The sequence below is a fragment of the Pseudomonas sp. RL_5y_Pfl2_73 genome, assembly GCF_963970515.1.
In the GTDB taxonomy this organism is placed as follows: domain Bacteria; phylum Pseudomonadota; class Gammaproteobacteria; order Pseudomonadales; family Pseudomonadaceae; genus Aquipseudomonas.
Genome location: NZ_CAXAPD010000027.1, coordinates 24,638 through 44,102, shown reverse-complemented (window position 1 = coordinate 44,102; position 19,465 = coordinate 24,638). Strand labels below are relative to the sequence as shown.

Annotated in this window: 18 protein-coding genes; 13 read left to right on the top strand and 5 right to left on the bottom strand. The window is 60.9% G+C overall.

Translation table 11 applies throughout. The features are described 5' to 3' along the window. Positions 1–26: 26 nt before the first annotated feature. The 4 genes from purE (at position 27) to AACY42_RS22670 (ending at position 2,563) form a co-directional block, all read left to right on the top strand. On the top strand, positions 27–518 hold the full coding sequence (purE, locus tag AACY42_RS22685) for a 5-(carboxyamino)imidazole ribonucleotide mutase (RefSeq protein WP_018604706.1): 492 nt from the start codon (positions 27–29) through the stop codon (positions 516–518). A gap of 12 nt (positions 519–530) precedes the next feature. Continuing rightward, positions 531–1,616 carry a 5-(carboxyamino)imidazole ribonucleotide synthase gene (locus AACY42_RS22680; protein ID WP_339482438.1) on the top strand — a complete coding sequence of 362 codons (1,086 nt, stop codon included), beginning with the start codon at positions 531–533 and terminating at the stop codon, positions 1,614–1,616. A gap of 102 nt (positions 1,617–1,718) precedes the next feature. Continuing rightward, the gene (locus tag AACY42_RS22675) at positions 1,719–1,937 is read left to right on the top strand and encodes a GlsB/YeaQ/YmgE family stress response membrane protein (RefSeq protein WP_339482436.1); all 219 of its coding nucleotides are present in this window, start codon (positions 1,719–1,721) and stop codon (positions 1,935–1,937) included. An 89-nt stretch (positions 1,938–2,026) separates the two neighbouring features. Then, positions 2,027–2,563: a DUF3299 domain-containing protein gene (locus AACY42_RS22670; protein WP_339482435.1), complete on the top strand. Its 537-nt coding sequence runs from the start codon at positions 2,027–2,029 to the stop codon at positions 2,561–2,563. Positions 2,564–2,628: 65 nt separating this feature from the next. Here the strand turns inward: AACY42_RS22670 and AACY42_RS22665 are convergent, their stop codons facing one another. Both AACY42_RS22665 and AACY42_RS22660 read right to left on the bottom strand, forming a co-directional pair. Further along, positions 2,629–3,528 (bottom strand): D-hexose-6-phosphate mutarotase, encoded by a 900-nt coding sequence (locus tag AACY42_RS22665; RefSeq protein ID WP_339482433.1) that lies wholly within the window; start codon positions 3,526–3,528, stop codon positions 2,629–2,631. Positions 3,529–3,585: 57 nt separating this feature from the next. Then, positions 3,586–3,990 (bottom strand): acyl-CoA thioesterase, encoded by a 405-nt coding sequence (locus AACY42_RS22660; RefSeq protein ID WP_003177184.1) that lies wholly within the window; start codon positions 3,988–3,990, stop codon positions 3,586–3,588. 377 nt (positions 3,991–4,367) lie between these two features. On the opposite strand from AACY42_RS22660, the gene AACY42_RS22655 reads away from it, so the two are divergent. From AACY42_RS22655 to AACY42_RS22620, 8 genes are all read left to right on the top strand, one after another. After that, positions 4,368–5,666, top strand: coding sequence for an MFS transporter (locus AACY42_RS22655; protein ID WP_339482432.1), 1,299 nt, complete (start codon positions 4,368–4,370; stop codon positions 5,664–5,666). 189 nt (positions 5,667–5,855) lie between these two features. Beyond that, positions 5,856–6,854: a phosphate ABC transporter substrate-binding protein PstS gene (locus AACY42_RS22650; protein WP_339482431.1), complete on the top strand. Its 999-nt coding sequence runs from the start codon at positions 5,856–5,858 to the stop codon at positions 6,852–6,854. Between the two features lie 153 nt (positions 6,855–7,007). Continuing rightward, the gene (locus tag AACY42_RS22645; protein ID WP_339482430.1) at positions 7,008–9,293 is read left to right on the top strand and encodes an ABC transporter permease subunit; all 2,286 of its coding nucleotides are present in this window, start codon (positions 7,008–7,010) and stop codon (positions 9,291–9,293) included. Between the two features lie 15 nt (positions 9,294–9,308). After that, positions 9,309–10,979, top strand: a complete 1,671-nt coding sequence (gene pstA, locus AACY42_RS22640; RefSeq protein WP_339482428.1) for a phosphate ABC transporter permease PstA — start codon at positions 9,309–9,311, stop codon at positions 10,977–10,979. Positions 10,980–11,177: 198 nt separating this feature from the next. Next, positions 11,178–12,011, top strand: coding sequence for a phosphate ABC transporter ATP-binding protein PstB (gene pstB / locus AACY42_RS22635; RefSeq protein ID WP_339482426.1), 834 nt, complete (start codon positions 11,178–11,180; stop codon positions 12,009–12,011). A 104-nt stretch (positions 12,012–12,115) separates the two neighbouring features. Further along, positions 12,116–12,877, top strand: coding sequence for a phosphate signaling complex protein PhoU (gene phoU, locus AACY42_RS22630; protein WP_339482425.1), 762 nt, complete (start codon positions 12,116–12,118; stop codon positions 12,875–12,877). Positions 12,878–13,044: 167 nt separating this feature from the next. Then, the gene (locus AACY42_RS22625; protein WP_339482423.1) at positions 13,045–13,983 is read left to right on the top strand and encodes a response regulator; all 939 of its coding nucleotides are present in this window, start codon (positions 13,045–13,047) and stop codon (positions 13,981–13,983) included. Between the two features lie 236 nt (positions 13,984–14,219). Next, positions 14,220–15,116, top strand: a complete 897-nt coding sequence (locus AACY42_RS22620) for a M23 family metallopeptidase (protein WP_339482422.1) — start codon at positions 14,220–14,222, stop codon at positions 15,114–15,116. A gap of 220 nt (positions 15,117–15,336) precedes the next feature. Here the strand turns inward: AACY42_RS22620 and AACY42_RS22615 are convergent, their stop codons facing one another. The 3 genes from AACY42_RS22615 to phoB all read right to left on the bottom strand — a co-directional run bounded on the left by AACY42_RS22615 (position 15,337) and on the right by phoB (position 18,846). After that, positions 15,337–16,677: a hemolysin family protein gene (locus AACY42_RS22615; protein ID WP_030138217.1), complete on the bottom strand. Its 1,341-nt coding sequence runs from the start codon at positions 16,675–16,677 to the stop codon at positions 15,337–15,339. Positions 16,678–16,788: 111 nt separating this feature from the next. Continuing rightward, the gene (phoR, locus tag AACY42_RS22610; RefSeq protein WP_339482490.1) at positions 16,789–18,075 is read right to left on the bottom strand and encodes a phosphate regulon sensor histidine kinase PhoR; all 1,287 of its coding nucleotides are present in this window, start codon (positions 18,073–18,075) and stop codon (positions 16,789–16,791) included. Positions 18,076–18,156: 81 nt separating this feature from the next. Continuing rightward, positions 18,157–18,846, bottom strand: a complete 690-nt coding sequence (gene phoB, locus AACY42_RS22605; protein ID WP_003177195.1) for a phosphate regulon transcriptional regulator PhoB — start codon at positions 18,844–18,846, stop codon at positions 18,157–18,159. A 152-nt stretch (positions 18,847–18,998) separates the two neighbouring features. On the opposite strand from phoB, the gene AACY42_RS22600 reads away from it, so the two are divergent. Continuing rightward, positions 18,999–19,382 (top strand): COG4315 family predicted lipoprotein, encoded by a 384-nt coding sequence (locus AACY42_RS22600; protein WP_339482419.1) that lies wholly within the window; start codon positions 18,999–19,001, stop codon positions 19,380–19,382. The last annotated feature ends 83 nt before the right edge of the window (positions 19,383–19,465 follow it).

Genomic DNA, 19,465 nt, shown 5'->3' with positions numbered 1-19,465 from the left:
GGCGCCCAGAGAGAAGAGGCACGACGATGAGTGCACTGGTTGGCGTGATCATGGGCTCCAAGTCCGATTGGTCCACCCTTAGCCACACCGCCGATATGCTGGAAAAGCTCGGCATCCCTTACGAGGTGAAAGTGGTCTCCGCCCACCGTACCCCGGACCTGCTGTTCCAGTACGCCGAAGAGGCCGAGGCGCGTGGCATCGAGGTCATCATCGCTGGTGCCGGTGGCGCCGCCCATTTGCCAGGCATGTGTGCGGCCAAGACCCACCTGCCGGTGCTGGGCGTGCCGGTCCAGTCTGCGATGCTCTCGGGCGTCGATTCGTTGCTGTCGATCGTGCAGATGCCGGCCGGCATCCCGGTCGCGACGCTGGCCATCGGCAAGGCTGGCGCGATCAACGCAGCCCTGCTGTCGGCGAGCATCCTGGGTGCCAAGCACCCACAGTTTCATACCGTGCTGAAAAAATTCCGCGCTGAGCAGACAGACAGCGTCCTGGACAATCCAGACCCACGCATTGCCTGAGGTTGTTGACGAATGAAGATCGGTGTAATCGGTGGCGGCCAGTTGGGTCGCATGTTGGCCCTGGCAGGTACACCGCTGGGGATGAACTTCGCTTTCCTGGACCCGGCGCCGGACGCCTGCGCCGCGGCACTGGGTGAACACCTGCGGGCCGACTACGGCGACCAGGATCACCTGCGCCAATTGGCCGATGAAGTCGACCTGGTGACCTTCGAGTTCGAAAGCGTCCCGGCCGAAACCGTGGCCTTCCTGTCCCAGTTCGTCCCGGTCTTTCCGAGCGCCGAAGCCTTGCGGATCGCCCGTGACCGCTGGTTCGAAAAGAACCTGTTCAAGGACCTGGGCATCCCCACGCCGGCCTTCGCCGACATTCAGTCCCAGGCCGACCTGGACGCCGCAGTCGCGGCCATCGGCCTGCCCGCCGTGCTCAAGACCCGCACCCTGGGTTATGACGGCAAGGGCCAGAAAGTCCTGCGCAAGCCTGAAGACGTGGTTGGCACGTTTGCCGAACTTGGCAGCGTGGCCTGCCTGCTGGAAGGCTTCGTGCCGTTCACCGGGGAAGTTTCGCTGATCGCCGTACGCGCCCGTGACGGTGAAATCCGCTTCTACCCGCTGGTGCACAACACCCACCAGGACGGCATCCTCAAGTTGTCCGTGGCCAGCACCGATCATCCATTGCAGGCCCTGGCCGAGGACTATTCGAGTCGGGTGCTCAAGCAGCTCGACTATGTCGGCGTGATGGCGTTCGAGTTCTTTGAAGTGGACGGCGGCCTCAAGGCCAACGAAATCGCACCTCGGGTACACAACTCCGGGCACTGGACCACCGAAGGCGCCGAGTGCAGCCAGTTCGAAAACCACCTGCGGGCGGTGGCTGGGCTGCCGCTGGGGTCGACCGCCAAGGTCGGTGAGAGCGCGATGCTCAACTTCATCGGCAAGGTCCCGGACAGCGAAAAAGTCCTGTCGATCGCTGACTGCCATTTGCATCACTATGGCAAGGCGTTCAAGGCTGGACGCAAGGTCGGTCACGCCAACCTGCGTTGCGCGGACCGGGCAACGCTGGCCCAGCAGATCATCAAGGTCGAGGCGCTGATCGCCGAGCAATAATCCGCAGCGTCGGTGGAACCATTCGTCGGCGAACCTCTCTCATGGCTAAGTGCCAAAGTCTGTCCAGGCTTTGGCATCGCTATCCAACCAGAGGGCAATGCCATGGGAATCATTGGCCTGCTGGCACGCTTCCTGAAACCGGGCGATGACAGCATGGGCTGGATCATGACCATCCTGCTCGGCATCGGCGGTTCGTTGGCAGCCACTTACGGCGGTCAGGCCCTGGGCATCTACCATGCCGGCCAAGGTGCTAGTTTCATCGGGGCCCTGGTGGGCGCGATCGTGTTACTGGTGATTTACGGCCTGATCAAAAGAAACTGATCCCATTGCATCAAGGCCCCCTCCGCGTGACGAGCAGAGGGGGCTAGAATGCTCGGCGTTTCACTTTCCACTCATTGCCGAGCCCTTTCATGCGCCGTCTCTTGTTGACCCTTCTTCTGCTGGGCAGTGGCCTAGCCCATGCTGGCGAACTGCCGGAAACCGACTGGCTCGAACTGATGCCCAAGTCGGACCAGAAAGCCCTCGAGGCCATGCCCGAGATTGACCACGACTCCCCGGAAGCCAGCGGCACCTTCACCGAAAAAGGTGGCCTGAAGCAAAGCAAGGGCTTGCCGGCGGTGATGTATTCGACCAGGACCGTGGCGGCGATGAACGATAAGCGCATCCGCATCGGCGGTTATCCGGTGCCGCTGGAAACCGACGCCAAGGGCCGCAGCACGCTGTTTTTCCTGGTGCCTTACCCCGGCGCCTGCATCCACGTTCCGCCACCGCCGCCTAATCAGTTGGTGCTGGTGCGCTATCGCAAGGGTCTGAAGCTGGACGACATCTATACACCGCTCTGGGTGACGGGCACGTTGAAAATCGAAAAGGTCGACAATGATCTGGCGAGTGCGGCGTATGCGCTGGAGGCGGAGAAGGTGCGCGTGGTGCAGGAGGCGGATTTGTAGGTCTGGTACGAGTCCACTGTTGGGAGCGAGCCTGCTCGCTCCCACATGGGGTTTTTCAGGGTGTGTTAGAGCGGCTTGCTGCAGAGGCTCACACCGAGGGTATGGCTGGCCTGCGGCAGTAACGTCACCACATCGTCCAGCACGTTCGCGGTCTCGATGCACAGCATGCGCTGCCAGCCGTCGTCGGCCATGTCGCTGAAGGTCTGGGCGCGTTCGGTCCAGGGGTTCCAGATCACCGCCGAGCGCGAACCGCTGCTGGTCAGCTCGATCCGTCGTTGCCAGTGCGGGTCAATAATGCTCAGCTTTGGCGGGGTATCGAGGTAGATGCGGTCGGTCTCGCCAGCAAAGTGCAGGTCGCCGGCCTGGGTGACGGTTTTCCAGCCATCCAGGGTCTCGATGTAGCTCAAGCCATCCACACCTTCGACCTGCACGTTACGTACGTCGCTCACGGCAAAGTAGCTGTGCAGCGCCTGGCTGAGGGCGACGGTTTCGCTGCCACGGTTATGGCTGGTGAGGCGGATGTGCAGTTGCTCGTCCATCACGATGGCCAGCGTCAGGTCGACCTGGTGAGGCCAGCCCGGGAGGCCGTTCTCGGAGTAGGGCAACACGAATTCCACCTTGAGGCTTTCGCCTTCGACTTCAATGCCCTTCAACGCCCAATCCATCGTCCGGACCAGGCCGTGGGCGGTGGCCGGGTCGTTGCTCACGCGCATGGCCTGGACGCTGTCGGGGTTGCGTGTCAGGTTGCCGAACCACGGCCAGCACACCGGCACGCCTGCGCGGATGCTCTTGCCGGCCTTGAACGTGGCCTGGTCGTTGAGCCAGATCAGCGGCGGCTGGCCGTCCACTTGATAACTGAGGATATGTGCGCCTTGTTGGGCCACCAGCAACTCGGCCTGACCGTGGCGGATGCGCCAAGCGTTCAGTTCATCCAGTTTGACGGCTTCGACGTTGGGCGTAGGCATGTTGCAAATCTCGCTCGGGAACAGGGACTGCAATGGACCGCAAAACGGTCGCCGTGTTTAACGGGCGCGCGGCGGAACCGAGCGGGTGCGACCGCTGCCGTCGATGGCGACGAAGACAAATACCGCCTCGGTCACCTTGCGCCATTCACTGGACAGCGGGTCGTCGCTCCAGACCTCGACCATCATCTGGATCGAGCTGCGGCCGATTTCCAGCGCCTGGGTATAGAACGACAACTGCGCACCCACCGCCACCGGCACCAGGAACGCCATGCGATCGATCGCCACGGTGGCCACGCGTCCGCCCGCCACTTTGCTGGCCATGGCGGTGCCGGCCAGGTCCATCTGGGACACCAGCCAGCCGCCGAAAATATCGCCGAAGCCGTTGGTCTCGCGAGGGAGCGCGGTGATTTGCAGGGCCAGGTCGCCTTGCGGGATTGGATCTTCTTGTTCGAGCTCTATCATGCCGGGGGTGCCTCTGACCCGTAACGCTGTCTTGTACTTCAGGTGAATAGCCGTCTTTGTAAAAAACGATTCAGCCCGAACATACTGCGTTCGTCACGTTTTTCGTAAAGGCGTGCCAAAGGGAAACTCTGCGAAACCGGCTGGTTTTGGTACTACGCCACCAACGACGTTTTCGCACAGCAACCCCTTACAGAGTACTGCAAGGTTGCGAGTATATCGGGCGATAGACGTCGAGACGACCACTCGGTTCTGATTTTGACTATCAAATACGCACCTCTATGTGCTTTTTCGAACAATTTGCTATCGTGCCGGACCTGCCCAGGCCCCCAACCCGTGTTGGCAGGGTTGCAGAACCCACTATAAGAGAAGCCCTTGCCATGACCACTGCGCCTTCGAGCACGGCGACGCCCGCACAATCCGCACGTCCATTGACCCGCAACGATTACAAGACGCTGTCGCTTTCTGCCCTGGGCGGTGCGCTGGAGTTCTACGATTTCATCATTTTCGTGTTCTTTGCCACCGTGGTCGGCAAATTGTTCTTCCCTGCCGAAATGCCCGAATGGCTGCGCTTGATGCAGACGTTCGGCATTTTTGCCGCCGGTTACCTGGCCCGGCCGCTGGGCGGGATCGTCATGGCCCACTTCGGCGATCTGCTGGGGCGCAAGAAGATGTTCACCCTGAGCATTTTCATGATGGCCGTGCCGACCCTGATCATGGGCCTGCTGCCCACTTATGCACAGATCGGCATGTGGGCGCCCATCCTGCTGTTGCTGATGCGCGTGATCCAGGGCGCGGCCATTGGCGGGGAAGTGCCGGGCGCCTGGGTATTCGTTTCCGAACACGTTCCGAGGCGCCATATTGGCTATGCCTGCGGCACGCTGACCTGCGGCCTGACGGCGGGGATTCTGTTGGGTTCGCTGGTCGCCACGGCCATCAATAGCCTATATACGTCGGTGGAAGTGGCCGATTACGCCTGGCGGATTCCGTTCCTGCTGGGTGGCGTGTTCGGGCTGTTTTCGGTGTACCTGCGCCGCTGGTTGCACGAAACCCCGGTGTTCGCCGAGCTGCAACTGCGCAAGGCCCTGGCCGAGGAAGTGCCGCTGCGGGCCGTGCTGCGTGATCATCGCGGCGCCATCGCCATTTCCATGCTGCTGACCTGGCTGCTGTCGGCCGGCGTCATTGTGGTCATCCTGATGACACCGACCGTGCTGCAGACGGTGTACCACTTCAGTCCGACCACCGCGTTGCAGGCCAACAGCCTGGCGATCGTGTTCCTGAGTTTCGGTTGCATCGGTGCAGGTGTGCTGGCCGACCGTTTTGGTGCTGGCCGGGTGTTTGTCTTCGGCAGTGGTTTGCTGTTGATCACCTTCTGGACCTTCTACCACTGCCTGTTCGACCACCCCGAATGGTTGTTCCCACTGTATGCCTTGAGTGGCTTGCTGGTAGGTACCATCGGCGCGGTACCTTATGTCATGGTCAATGCCTTCCCGGCCGTGGTGCGCTTCAGCGGCCTGTCGTTCTCCTACAACCTGGCCTATGCAATCTTCGGCGGGTTGACGCCGATGATCGTGACCCTGCTGTTGAAAGAGAGCTCGATGGGGCCGGCATATTACGTGGCGGCCATCTGCGGGATCGGGATTGTGGTGGGTGGGTATCTTTGGAAGAAGGGGCGCTAGGTCCGAATCGCTCACTGGCTGCACTGGCCTCATCGCGAGCAAGCTTGCTCGCGATGGAGAGCGCCACGAATCATCGTGTAGAACTCGATACTGGCCTTTCATCCAATTGTCATATTTCAGCCATAGAGTGTTCACACGGCTTACCGATACTTGGCCGACTTAACACACCCTATCTGCTAGGAGTAAGGCATGAAACTGAAGCGTTTGATGGCGGCAATGACGTTTGTCGCTGCTGGCGTTGCAACTGCCAATGCGGTTGCCGCTGTAGACCCTGCGATCCCGAGCTACACCAAGACCACCGGTGTGTCGGGCAACCTGTCCAGCGTCGGCTCCGATACCCTGGCCAACCTGATGACCTTGTGGGCCGAGAACTACAAGAAAGAATACCCGAACGTAAACATCCAGATTCAGGCCGCCGGCTCCTCCACCGCGCCACCGGCGCTCACCGAAGGCACCTCCAACCTGGGCCCGATGAGCCGCAAGATGAAGGATAACGAGCTGCAGGCTTTCGAAACCAAATACGGTTACAAGCCTACCGCCATCCCGGTTGCCGTGGACGCCCTGGCGGTATTCGTGCACAAGGACAACCCGATCCAGCACCTGACCATGGAACAGGTCGATGCGATCTTCTCGTCGACTCGTCTGTGCGGCGCTAAAGCCGACGTGAAAACCTGGGGCGACCTGGGTGTGACCGGCGACCTGGCCAACAAGCCGGTTCAGCTGTTCGGTCGTAACTCGGTATCCGGCACCTATGGCTACTTCAAGGAAGAAGCCCTGTGCAAAGGCGACTACAAGCCAAACGTCAACGAACAACCAGGCTCGGCTTCGGTCGTGCAGTCGATCAGCTCTTCGCTGAACGGCGTTGGTTACTCGGGCATCGGCTACAAGACCGCCAGCGTGAAGACCGTGGCCCTGGCCAAGAAAGGCAGCACTGAGTTCGTTGAAGACAGTGAAGAAAACGCCCTGAACGGCAAGTACCCGCTGTCGCGCTTCCTCTACGTTTACGTCAACAAAGCACCGAACAAACCTCTGGCCCCGCTGGAAGCCGAGTTCGTGAAGCTGGTCCTGTCCAAGCAAGGCCAGGAAGTCGTGGTCAAGGACGGTTACATTCCGCTGCCAGCCAAAGTCGCCGCCAAGGCACTGGCTGACCTGGGTCTGCAAGAAGGCGGCAGCGTCGCCAAGAAGTAATACCTGAGCCCAGGCTAACGCCCGGACTCCTGTGGGAGCGAAGGTTGCTCCCACAACCCCAATTCCTGTCCGCTGCCGCTCCCTGCTGGCGGCGGATTTGTTGCGTCACTGCATTGTCATCTTTCTGTCATACAGGATCGCTAGGGTGTGCGAATGAATGATCTGGCCAATTCCACAATGACTACGACTTCCCCTCCTAAGCGCATTGACTTCAATACGCCTGAGCTGCAACGCAAGCGCCGCATTCGCGCGCTCAAGGACCGCCTGACTCGCTGGTACGTGCTGATCGGCGGCCTCGCTGTCCTCGCTGCCATTACGTTGATCTTTTTCTTCCTGGCCTACGTGGTGGTGCCGCTGTTCCAGGGGGCGGACCTGACCGCCGAAGACTCGATCACCCCGGCCTGGATGCAAGACGCCGGCAAGCCCTTGATGATCTCCATCGAAGAACAGAACCAAGTCGCCATGCGGGTTTCCGACAAGGGGCAGGCGCTGTTTTTCGACCTCAGCAGTGGCGCCGAACTGCGCCGCGTCGACCTGCCAATTCCGGCTGGCGCCAGCGTGACCGCCATTGGCGAAGACCAGCCTGGCAGCCCATTGGTGGTAATCGGTCTGTCCAACGGCCAAGCCCTGGTATTCCGTCACACCTATAAGGTCACCTACCCGGACGGCAAGAAAACCATCTCGCCTGCCGTCGAATACCCCTACGGCGAGACGCCGATCGCATTGAACGAACAAGGCGCGGCCCTGGAACATGTCGGCCTAAACGCCACTGATTCGACTCTGCTGCTGGCTGGTTCCAGCGGTGCCCAACTGCAAGTGCTGTCGCTCACCAGCGAAGAAAACATGATGACCGGTGAGATCACCAGCGAGCAGACCCGCATCGACCTGCCGCAGATGACCGAGCCGGTGAAGAACATCTTCGTCGACCCGCGTCAGCAATGGTTGTATGTGGTCAACGGGCGTGCCCAGGCCGATGTGTTCAGCCTGCGGGACAAGAGCCTCAACGGCCGCTACAAACTGCTCGAGAACGCCGACGCCCAAGTCACCGCCAGCGCCCAGTTGGTGGGCGGGATCTCGCTGATCATCGGCGACTCCAAGGGTGGCCTGGCCCAGTGGTTCATGGCCCGCGATCCGGACGGCGAGTCGCGCTTCAAACAGATTCGTACTTTCCAGATGGGCAGCACGCCGATCGTTGAAATCAGCGCCGAAGAGCGGCGCAAGGGCTTCGTTGCGCTCGACGCGGCCGGCAAGCTTGGGGTGTTCCACAGCACCGCCCACCGCACCCTGCTGGTGGAGCAGGTGGTCGACGGCCAAGGCCTGTTCGGCATTTCACCACGGGCCAACCGCCTGATCGTGGAGCAGGGCGGCAAGCTGCAACCGCTGACGCTGGACAACCCGCATCCGGAAGTCTCGTGGAGCGCGTTGTGGAGCAAGGTCTGGTACGAAAACTACGACGAACCCAAGTACGTCTGGCAATCGACCGCCGCCAACACCGATTTCGAACCCAAGCTGAGCCTCTCGCCGCTGACCTTCGGTACCCTGAAAGCGGCGTTCTACGCGATGCTGCTGGCCGCGCCACTGGCGGTTGCCGCGGCGATCTACACCGCCTATTTCATGGCCCCGGGCATGCGTCGCAAGGTCAAGCCGGTAATCGAGCTGATGGAAGCCATGCCGACGGTGATCCTCGGGTTCTTCGCCGGCCTGTTCCTGGCGCCGTACGTCGAAGGGCATCTGCCGGGTATATTCAGCCTGCTGATGTTGCTGCCGATCGGCATCCTGGTCGCCGGTTTCGTCTTCAGCCGCTTGCCGGAATCCATTCGCCTGAGAGTGCCGGACGGCTGGGAAAGCGCCCTGCTGATCCCGGTGATCCTGTTCGTGGGCTGGCTCTCGCTGTACATGAGCCCGTACATGGAAGCCTGGTTCTTCGGCGGCGACATGCGCATGTGGATCTCCCACGACCTGGGCATCACCTACGACCAGCGCAACGCTTTGGTGGTCGGTCTGGCGATGGGCTTCGCGGTGATCCCGAACATCTACTCCATCGCCGAAGACGCCGTATTCAGCGTGCCGCGCGGCCTGACCCTGGGTTCCCTGGCCCTCGGTGCCACGCCGTGGCAGACCATGACCCGTGTGGTGATCCTCACCGCCAGCCCCGGCATCTTCTCGGGGCTGATGATCGGCATGGGCCGTGCAGTGGGCGAGACGATGATCGTGCTGATGGCCACCGGGAACACCCCGGTCATGGAAATGAACCTGTTCGAAGGCCTGCGTACCCTGGCGGCCAACGTGGCGGTGGAGATGCCTGAGTCGGAAGTCGGCGGCAGCCATTACCGCGTGCTGTTCCTGTCGGCCCTGGTGCTGCTGCTGTTCACCTTCGTCATGAACACCCTCGCCGAGCTGATCCGTCAGCGTCTGCGCAAGAAATATTCGTCGCTTTAAGAAAGGTAGAAGTCTGTGAAACAGAACTCCCTGAAAGGATGGTTCAAGAGCGGCGCCCCCGGCGTCTGGATCAGCGGTGGCGCTGTGTCCATCGCGGTCATCATGACCCTTGGCCTGCTGGCGGTGATCGCCGTGCGCGGCCTGGGCCACTTCTGGCCGGCGGACCTGATCCACGCCAACTACAACGTGCCGGGCATGCCTGCGCACTTGGTGGTCGGCGAAGTCGTGCAGAAAGAAGAAGTGCCTCGTGAGCGCCTGAAAAGCGCTGGCCTGCCGGTGCCGGACGAAGGCCCCGAGTTCATGACCCGCGAACTGATCAAGGTTGGTAACCGGGACCTGAACGGCACTGACTTCACCTGGATCGTCGGCGACTGGCTGACCAACCAGACCACGCCGCCGGAGCTGATGGCGATCGAGCGCCGTGAGTGGGGCAACTTTTACGGCTACCTGGTCAACGTCAAGGAAGACGGTAAGGTCGTCGCCGAAGGCGAAGCCGCCTGGCCGCAACTGCAGGCTCGCGTAAAGCGGGTCAACCAGTTGGCCGCTGAGCTCAAGACCCTGGAAAAAGTCGACATTGGTGCAATCAACGCCGGCCTGGAGCGGATCCGCCTGCACGGGCGCAAACTGGAGCTGGACGGCAAGCTTGATGCCGCCGCCCAAGCCGACCTGGAAAGCGAGCGCGCTGAACTCAATGCCCGTTACAAGGACATCGAAGTACGCCTGTCCGACCTGCATGCACAATTCAACCGTGACAGCCTGACCGCCCGGGATGCCAACGGCAAGGAAGTGGAGATCGGCATCGGCAAGGTGGTACACGCCTATCAACCGAACGGCATGGACACGTTTGCCAAGCTCGGTTTCTATTTCAGCAAGGTATGGGAGTTCCTCAGCGACGACCCCCGTGAAGCCAACACCGAAGGTGGCATCTTCCCGGCGATTTTCGGCACCGTGATGATGACCCTGATCATGGCGATGATCGTGACGCCGTTCGGCGTGCTGGCGGCGGTTTACCTGCGTGAATACGCCCGTCAGGGCCCGATGACCCGCCTGATCCGCATCGCGGTGAACAACCTGGCCGGCGTTCCAGCCATCGTCTACGGTGTGTTTGGTTTGGGCTTCTTCGTCTATGTGCTGGGTGGTTCGGTCGACCGCCTGTTCTTCCCCGAGGCCTTGCCGGCGCCGACCTTCGGCACCCCGGGCCTGCTCTGGGCATCCCTGACCCTGGCGCTGCTGGCGGTGCCGGTGGTGATCGTGGCCACCGAGGAAGGCCTGGCGCGGATCCCGCGTACCGTGCGCGAAGGCTCCCTGGCCCTCGGCGCGACCAAGGCCGAGACCCTGTGGAAAATCGTCCTGCCCATGGCGAGCCCGGCGATGATGACCGGGATGATCCTCGCCGTGGCCCGTGCCGCCGGTGAGGTGGCACCACTGATGCTGGTTGGTGTGGTGAAACTGGCCCCGTCGCTGCCCCTGGACGGTAACTACCCGTACCTGCACCTGGACCAGAAGATCATGCACCTGGGCTTCCATATCTATGACGTGGGCTTCCAGAGCCCGAACGTCGAAGCGGCGCGACCGCTGGTGTACGCCACGGCGCTGCTGCTGGTGCTGGTGATCGCCACGCTTAACCTGTCGGCGGTGTGGATCCGTAACCACCTGCGCGAGAAGTACAAAGCACTGGATAGCTGATTACACATTGATCCTCTGTGGGAGCGAGCCTGCTCGCGATGGCATCACCTCGGTTCAAAGCCAAACCGAGTCGCCTGAATCGCGAGCAAGCTCGCTCCCACACAGACACAGACACAGACACAGACACAGACACAGACACAGATTGGATGGCCGCTCAGTGGCCAACCAAACCGAATTTGTTAGCACAGGGAGCCTCCCATGCAACACGAAGCACATACACACGGCATCAACATGTCGGCCCTGGGCCGCGACAAGCAAAGCCTGGACCTGGCCCAGGAAACCGTCGCCATCGAAGTGCCCGGCCTGAGCCTGTTCTACGGTGACAAGCAGGCACTGTATGACGTCAGCCTGAACATCCCGAAACAGCGCGTCACCGCGTTCATCGGCCCATCGGGCTGCGGCAAGTCAACCTTGCTGCGGACCTTCAACCGCATGAACGACTTGGTGGACGGTTGCCGCGTTGAAGGGGAAATCAACCTCTACGGCAACAACATCTACCGTAAGGGCGAAGATGTGGCCGAGCTGCGCCGTCGCGTGGGCATGGTGTTCCAGAAGCCCAACCCGTTCCCGAAAACTATCTACGAGAACGTCGTCTACGGCTTGCGCATCCAGGGCATCAACAAGAAGCGCATCCTCGACGAAGCCGTGGAATGGGCGCTCAAGGGCGCGGCGTTGTGGGATGAGGTCAAGGACCGCCTGCACGAATCGGCCCTGGGCCTGTCCGGCGGTCAACAGCAACGCCTGGTCATCGCTCGCACCATCGCCGTGGAACCGGAAGTGCTGTTGCTCGACGAACCCTGCTCGGCCCTGGACCCGATCTCGACGCTGAAAGTCGAAGAACTGATCTACGAGCTCAAGTCCAAGTTCACCATCGTCATCGTGACCCACAACATGCAACAGGCGGCGCGGGTTTCCGACTACACGGCGTTCATGTACATGGGCAAGCTGGTGGAGTTCGGTGACACCGACACCCTGTTCACCAATCCGGCCAAGAAACAGACCGAAGACTACATCACCGGTCGTTATGGCTAGTCGAGGCTGCTGCATAACCGCACTGCGCTATCAGGATCAACATTTAACTGCTTGAAGCTTGCAGCTTGCAGCTTGAAGCTTGCAACTTTCGCGGAGCGAACAAGATGATTTCGAAGGAAGGCCTTACTCACCACATTTCCGCACAGTTCAACGCCGAGCTGGAGGAAGTGCGCAGTCACTTGCTGGCCATGGGCGGGCTGGTGGAAAAGCAGGTCAACGATGCGGTGACCGCGCTGATCGAGGCCGATTCCGGCCTGGCCCAGCAGGTGCGCGAAATCGATGACCAGATCAACCAGATGGAGCGCAACATCGACGAGGAGTGCCTGCGTATCCTGGCCCGTCGTCAGCCGGCGGCTTCCGACCTGCGCCTGATCATCAGCATCTCCAAGTCGGTGATCGATCTTGAACGGATCGGCGACGAAGCCACCAAGATCGCCCGTCGTGCCATTCAGTTGTGCGAAGAAGGCGAGGCGCCGCGCGGTTATGTCGAGGTTCGCCACATTGGCGACCAGGTGCGCAACATGGTTCGCGATGCTCTGGATGCCTTTGCCCGCTTCGACGCCGACCTGGCGTTGTCGGTGGCCCAGTACGACAAGATCATCGACCGCGAATACAAGACCGCCCTGCGCGAGCTGGCGACTTACATGATGGAAGACCCGCGCTCCATCTCCCGAGTATTGAGCATCATCTGGGTGCTGCGTTCTCTGGAGCGTATCGGCGATCATGCGCGCAACATCTCGGAACTTGTCATCTACCTGGTGCGCGGTACCGACGTGCGGCATTTGGGGCTCAAGCGCATGAAGGAAGAAGTTCAGGGCACCCCGTCCGAAACTGCTAATGTTCCGGGTAAAACTGACGATAAGTAAGATTGCCAGGAAAAGCGCCCGGCCTTCTGGTCGGGCTTTTTTTTGGGTTTTTTTTAATCGAAAGCAGCACCCCGCGAACGAAAAGTCCCGGCGTGACTGACGGTTTTTGGCAATGTGCCATCAGTAAAAGCGGTATGCTTGCCGGGATTTTTTAGAGGTGTATCTGGATGAGTAAGGTCAGTGTGTTGGTCGTGGACGATGCTTCGTTCATTCGTGACCTGGTGAAGAAGTGCCTGCGCAACTACTTCCCGGGTGTGCGCATCGAAGACGCGGTGAACGGCAAGAAAGCCCAAACCCTGCTGGCTCGCGAAGCGTTCGACCTGGTGTTGTGCGATTGGGAAATGCCGGAAATGTCCGGTCTGGAACTGCTGACCTGGTGCCGCCAGCAGGACAATCTCAAAGGTATGCCATTCGTGATGGTCACCAGCCGCGGCGACAAGGAAAACGTGGTCCAGGCGATCCAGGCTGGCGTTTCCGGCTACGTCAGCAAGCCGTTCACCAACGAACAGTTGCTGACCAAGGTCAAGCAGGCCCTGCATAAGGTCGGCAAGCTCGACACGCTGATGAACAGTGCCCCGACCAAGATGAACTCGGCCTTCGGCAATGACTCCTTAAGCGCCCTGACGGGTGGCAAGGCTCCGGTTGCGGCTGTTGCTTCGGCGCCTGCGGTAAACCCTTTTGCCAAGCCGGCTGCCGCCGCTGCGGCCCCGGCGCGTGGCTTGCTCAACAACCCACCGGTCAAGGCGCCGGTAGCCGCTGCTGCGTCGAGCAACCGCGGCCAAGGCCAGTTGCGGCTGTCCAGCGGTACCCAGCAATGCGTGATCAAGGCCCTGAGCCTCAAGGAAGCGCTGTTGGTGGTCAAGCGCTCCGACACCCTGCCGCAAGTACTCGAAGGTGCTGTGCTGGACATGGAGCAAGGCGACAACGCCGAAACCGCTCGTCTCAACGGCTACCTGCACGCCATCGTCGCCCATGAACAGACGCCCGACAGCGAATGGCTGCAACTGACGTTCCGCTTCGTCGACAAAGACCCGCAGAAGCTCGACTACATCTCCCGCCTGATCGCTCGCGGTACCGCGCAGAAGCACTTCGTACCAGGCGCCTGATTCGGCGTCGCCCTTGAGTCCGCTATCGCGAGCAGGCTCGCTCACAGTGATCTCAGTTGTCCACAGAATGTGTGTCCACAGCAGATCTAGTGTGTGCGAGCCTGCTCGCGATGGGGTTGTCAGTCTCGACACGGCACGATCTGCCCACCTATTTTGAAACATCCGTCGACTACGCGGGTCCATCCCAGCTGCTAGGCTGCTGTGCAGGCCTTCATTATTCGACAGAACCTTTACCCATGCTCGCATCCCTGCTGTTTGCCTGTGGTCTTGTCCTGGCCTCCACCTCGGCCGTGGCCATGACGATCTACAAATCCACCGATGCCAATGGCGTGGTGTCCTATAGCGACCGTCCCAGCAAGGGCGCCCAGGTGTTCGTGTTCCGCGACCGCATGGTCGAGCGCCTGGAGCGGCAGGTGTATCTCGATATCAAGAAGCAGAACGGCGCGGATGCGGTGTTCGTGCGCAACGATTTGTATGCGCCGGTGGAGATCGAGTTGAGTTTCGCCGGGCTGCGCAACGTCAGCGGGGCACCGAGCCGGCCGATTCGGCGAGTGCTGCCGGCGCGCAGCAACCTGCGCCTGGTGCTGCTCACGGCCACTCGGCCCGGTAGGCCACTGGTGTATACCCCACGGTTCGAATATTCCTTGGGCGACCCCGCAGGCGCGGCACAGGCCTATCGGTACCCGTTGCCGTGGCGTGGCGGACCGTTCCGGCTGAGCCAGGGCGCCAACGGCCAGTACAGCCATTACGGCCCGAAGAACCGCTACGCCATGGACATCGCCATGCCCGTAGGCACGCCGGTCATCGCGGCGCGGGGTGGCGTGGTCATCAAGACCGAAAACGAGCAGACCGGCCGTGGAGACGACCCTTCGGGCAACTTCGTGCGGGTGCTGCACGATGACGGGACCATGGGCGTCTACCTGCACTTGCAGAAAGGTTCGGTGAGCGTACGGGAAGGGCAACGGGTTGGGGTGGGCGCGCCATTGGCGTTGTCGGGCAATACCGGCAACAGCTCAGGCCCGCACCTGCATTTCGTGGTGCAGCGCAATACCGGGTTGGGGCTGGTGTCGATTCCCTACCAGTTCAATCAACCGGTGGGCGACCTGCCCAACTTTGCGGTAGGCAAGCAATAGCATCGGCAGATGCGAAGGCGTTTCGTGGTGGGGGATTTATCGTGGGAACAAGGCTTGCCCGCGACGAAGGCGACGCGGTCTTTCAGCTCTGTAGGCGCTGGCGAAGCCGGTGATCTTTTGATCTTTCGCTCCGGACTCTATTGGCCGTTAGAAGATCGCAGCCTCGCTTCGCTCGTCAGCTCCTACAGACCCAGTCATGCACTCAGCTTGGGATTGATGCTCAATCGAGCATCAACACCTTTGCCAGAATGATCTTCGGCCCTTTCATCTTCTTGATGATGATCCGCAGACCTTCGACTTCCAGCACTTCTTCCTCTTCCGGTACGCGCTTGAGGGTTTCATAGACCAACCCAGCCAGGGTTTCGGCTTCGATGTGGTCCAGGTCGATCCCCAGTAAACGCTCAACCTTGAACAGCGGCGTATCACCCCGTACCAGCAGCTTGCCCGGCTGATAGGCCAGGATGCCGCGTTCGGCTTTGCGGTGTTCGTCCTGGATGTCGCCCACCAGCACTTCCAGTACGTCTTCCATGGTCAGGTAGCCGATGATGTTGCCGTCGGCTTCCTCGACCACGGCGAAGTGCGAGCCGCCCTTGCGGAACTGCTCGAGCAATTGCGACAGCGGCATGTGCCGCGAGACGCGCTCCAGCGGCCGGGTCAGTTCGGCCAGGTTGAACGACTCGGGAATGTGATCCAGGGCCGCCAGTTCCAGCAGCAGGTCCTTGATGTGCAGCAGGCCGACGAACTCCTGACGCTCGCTGTCATACACCGGATAACGGCTGAACTTGTGGCGACGGAACATCGCCAGGATTTCCTTGAGCGGCGCGTTGAACTCCAGTGTCACCAGGTCTTCCCGGGAGTTGGCCCAGTCCACGACTTCCAGCTCGCCCATTTCCACGGCCGAGGCCAGTACGCGCATGCCTTGGTCACTCGGGTCCTGGCCACGGCTGGAGTGCAGGATCAGCTTCAGTTCTTCACGGCTGTAATGGTGTTCGTGATGTGGGCCGGGTTCGCCTTGGCCGGCGATGCGCAAGATGGCGTTGGCGCTGGCGTTGAGCAGGTAGATCGCCGGGTACATGGCCCAGTAGAACAGGTACAGCGGCACGGCGGTCCACAGCGACAGCAGCTCGGGTTTGCGAATGGCCCAGGATTTGGGCGCCAGTTCACCGACCACGATGTGCAGGTACGAAATGATGAAGAACGCGGTGAAGAACGACACGCCCTTGATCACTTCCGGCGACTGTACGCCGACCGCGCCGAGCAACGGCTCAAGGATGTGGGCGAACGCCGGCTCACCGACCCAGCCCAGTCCCAGGGACGCCAGGGTGATACCCAGCTGGCACGCCGACAGGTAAGCATCGAGCTGGCTGTGGACGGTGCGCAGGATGTGTCCGCGCCAGCCGTTCTGCTCGGCAATGGCTTCGACCCGGGTCGAACGCAGCTTGACCATGGCGAATTCGGCCGCAACGAAAAAACCGTTGAGCAAAACCAGGATCAGCGCAAAAAGAATCATGCCGAATTCGGCGAAGAGTGTGACGAGGGACAAGCCAGGGGAAGGGTCCATGATGGGGTTTTGCGGGTTCCGTAAAGTCGTAGGAATAAAAATGTGCACCTGAAAAGGCAGGCGCAAGTCAGCCAATGTAGCGGCTGACTCGGCGGTTGCCTAGGGGGGCGTTTAATCAGCGGGGCGGGCGAGGCGTGCGCGAACCGCCTGGGCCGGGGCGAAATGGCAGGTAAAGGTGCTGCCATGGCCGGGTACGCTGCTGATTTCCATACGGGCGCGGTGGCGCAGCAGGACGTGTTTGACGATGGCCAGGCCCAGCCCGGTGCCTCCGGTATTGGAGTTGCGGCTGGAGTCGACACGGTAGAAGCGTTCGGTCAGGCGCGGCAGGTGTTTGCTGTCGATGCCAATGCCCGAATCGCGCACGCTCAGGTGCGCGCCTTGCTCATCGCCCCACCAGCGCACATGGATCCGGCCTTGCTCCGGCGTGTATTTGACCGCGTTGAACACCAGGTTGGAAAACGCACTGCGCAGTTCCGCCTCGCTGCCTTTGAGCTGCACGGCCGCGTCGGCTTCCAGGGTGATGGTCTGCTGCTTGGAGCCGGACAGTTCCTGCGCATCTTCGACAATGGTTTGCAACAGCTCGTCGATGGGCACTGGATGGTTGTCCGACGGGTAATCGGTGGCTTCCAGCTTCGCCAGCAGCAACAAGTCGTTGAGCAGGGTTTGCATGCGCCCGCTTTGCTGGTGCATCTGCTGCAAGGCTCGGCTCCAGCGCGGGTTCACCTCCTCGACGTTGTCGAGCAGGGTTTCCAGGTAGCCGCAGATCACGGTCAACGGCGTGCGCAGTTCGTGGGAAACGTTGGCGATGAAGTCCTTGCGCATCTGTTCCAGCTGATGAATACGCGTGACGTCGCGCACCAGCATCAAATGCTCATTGTTGCCATAGCGCGTGATGTACAGCTGGATGCGTAGCCGATCATTGGTGGGCGAAGGGATCTCCAGCGGCTCGGCGTAGTTGGCCTGCTCGAAATATTCCTTGAAACGCGGATGGCGTACCAGGTTGGCTACCGGCTGGCCGCTGTCCTGTGGCGTCTTGAGGCCTAACAGGGTCTCGGCGGCACGGTTCCACCACTCCAGGTTGCCGTCGCTGTCGAGCATGATCACCGCGTCTTTCAGCGCGGCGGTGGACTCCTGGACCCGGTCGATCACGGCCTGCAGGCGCCCGCGAACGCGTTGGTCGCGCCGTTGCAGGTGGTAGATGCTGTCGAACACCTCACCCCACAGGCCATAGCCGTCGGGTGGTGCTTCGTCGGGTTGGTGCAGGCGCAGCCATTCATGCAGGCGCAGCAATTGCTTGAGTGTCCAGGCCAGGTAAAGCCCCAGGCCGGCGGCCAGGCTCCAGCCGTAATAACCGCTGATCAGGCCGATCAGCAAACAGCCGGTCACCAGCAACAACATGTGGCGAATCAGGGTGCCATGCCAGTTTTGGTTCACGTGACGCGCGTCCTTGTCAGCTTTGTCGGGCGGTAAGGGCTCGGATCAGGCCTTGGTCGAAAAACGATAACCGGTGCCGCGCACGGTTTGTACCAGATTTTCATAGGCATCGCCGAGGGCCTTGCGCAGACGCCGGATGTGCACGTCTACGGTGCGCTCCTCGACATAGACGTTGCCGCCCCAGACCTGGTCCAGCAGTTGGCCGCGGGTGTAGGCACGCTCTTGGTGAGTCATGAAGAATTGCAGCAGTCGGTATTCGGTCGGGCCCATCTCGGCGGGTTTGCCATCGATGGTCACGCGGTGGCTGATCGGGTCGAGCAGCAGGCCACCGACTTCGATGGGGGCTTCGCCGTCTGTCGGCCCGGCGCGTCGCAGCACGGCCTTCAGGCGAGCGACCAGCTCCCGGGGGGAAAACGGCTTGGTGATGTAGTCGTCGGCGCCGACTTCCAGGCCCTGGATTTTGTTGTCCTCTTCGCCCTTGGCGGTGAGCATGATGATCGGAATATCACCGGTCAGCTCATCGCGCTTGAGGCGCCGTGCCAGTTCGATGCCAGACGTGCCGGGCAGCATCCAGTCCAGCAGGATCAGGTCGGGCTTGCGGTCGACGATGATGGCGTGGGCCTGTTGAGAGTTTTCTGCTTCCATGCAGTCATAGCCGGCCATCTCCAACGCAACGGCGATCATCTCGCGGATGGGCGCCTCGTCGTCGACGATCAGAATGCTCCTGCCAACCATGGGTTAATCCTCTTGTCATTTAACTGTCTTGCGCCGCATTAGATAACGGAATTATTGCAGTCGTGTGACACTTGTTTCGGCACCCGGCAGTGTAGAGGATCCTGGACTAAGCTTTTCAGTCCGAATTCTGACAACTACAAAGGAAGGTTTCCATGACACAAATGACTGTTTCTTTCAAAGCCCTGCTGATGGCTGCTGCCCTGGCACTGCCTGGATTGGCGATGGCTGCCGATCCTGCGATGGAGAAGGACGGCATGTTTACGGACCATAAGGGCATGACCCTTTACACCTTCGCCAAGGACTCGGCCGGCAAGTCGGTGTGCAATGACAAGTGTGCGGCCAATTGGCCTCCGCTGATGGCTGAGGCGGGTGATAAATCCATGGGGGACTGGACCGTGATCAAGCGTGATGATGGCTCAATGCAGTGGGCCTATCAGGGCATGCCGCTGTACACCTTCGTGATGGACAAGAACGCCGGAGACATGACCGGCGACGGTAAAATGGACGGCGCCTGGAAAGTTGCCAAGGCCAAGTAATGGCTAAAACCGTGTAGGAGCGAGCCTACTCGCGAAGGCGTCTGTTCGGCCGGCATCCTTGAATGACTTGGCGCTTTCGCAAA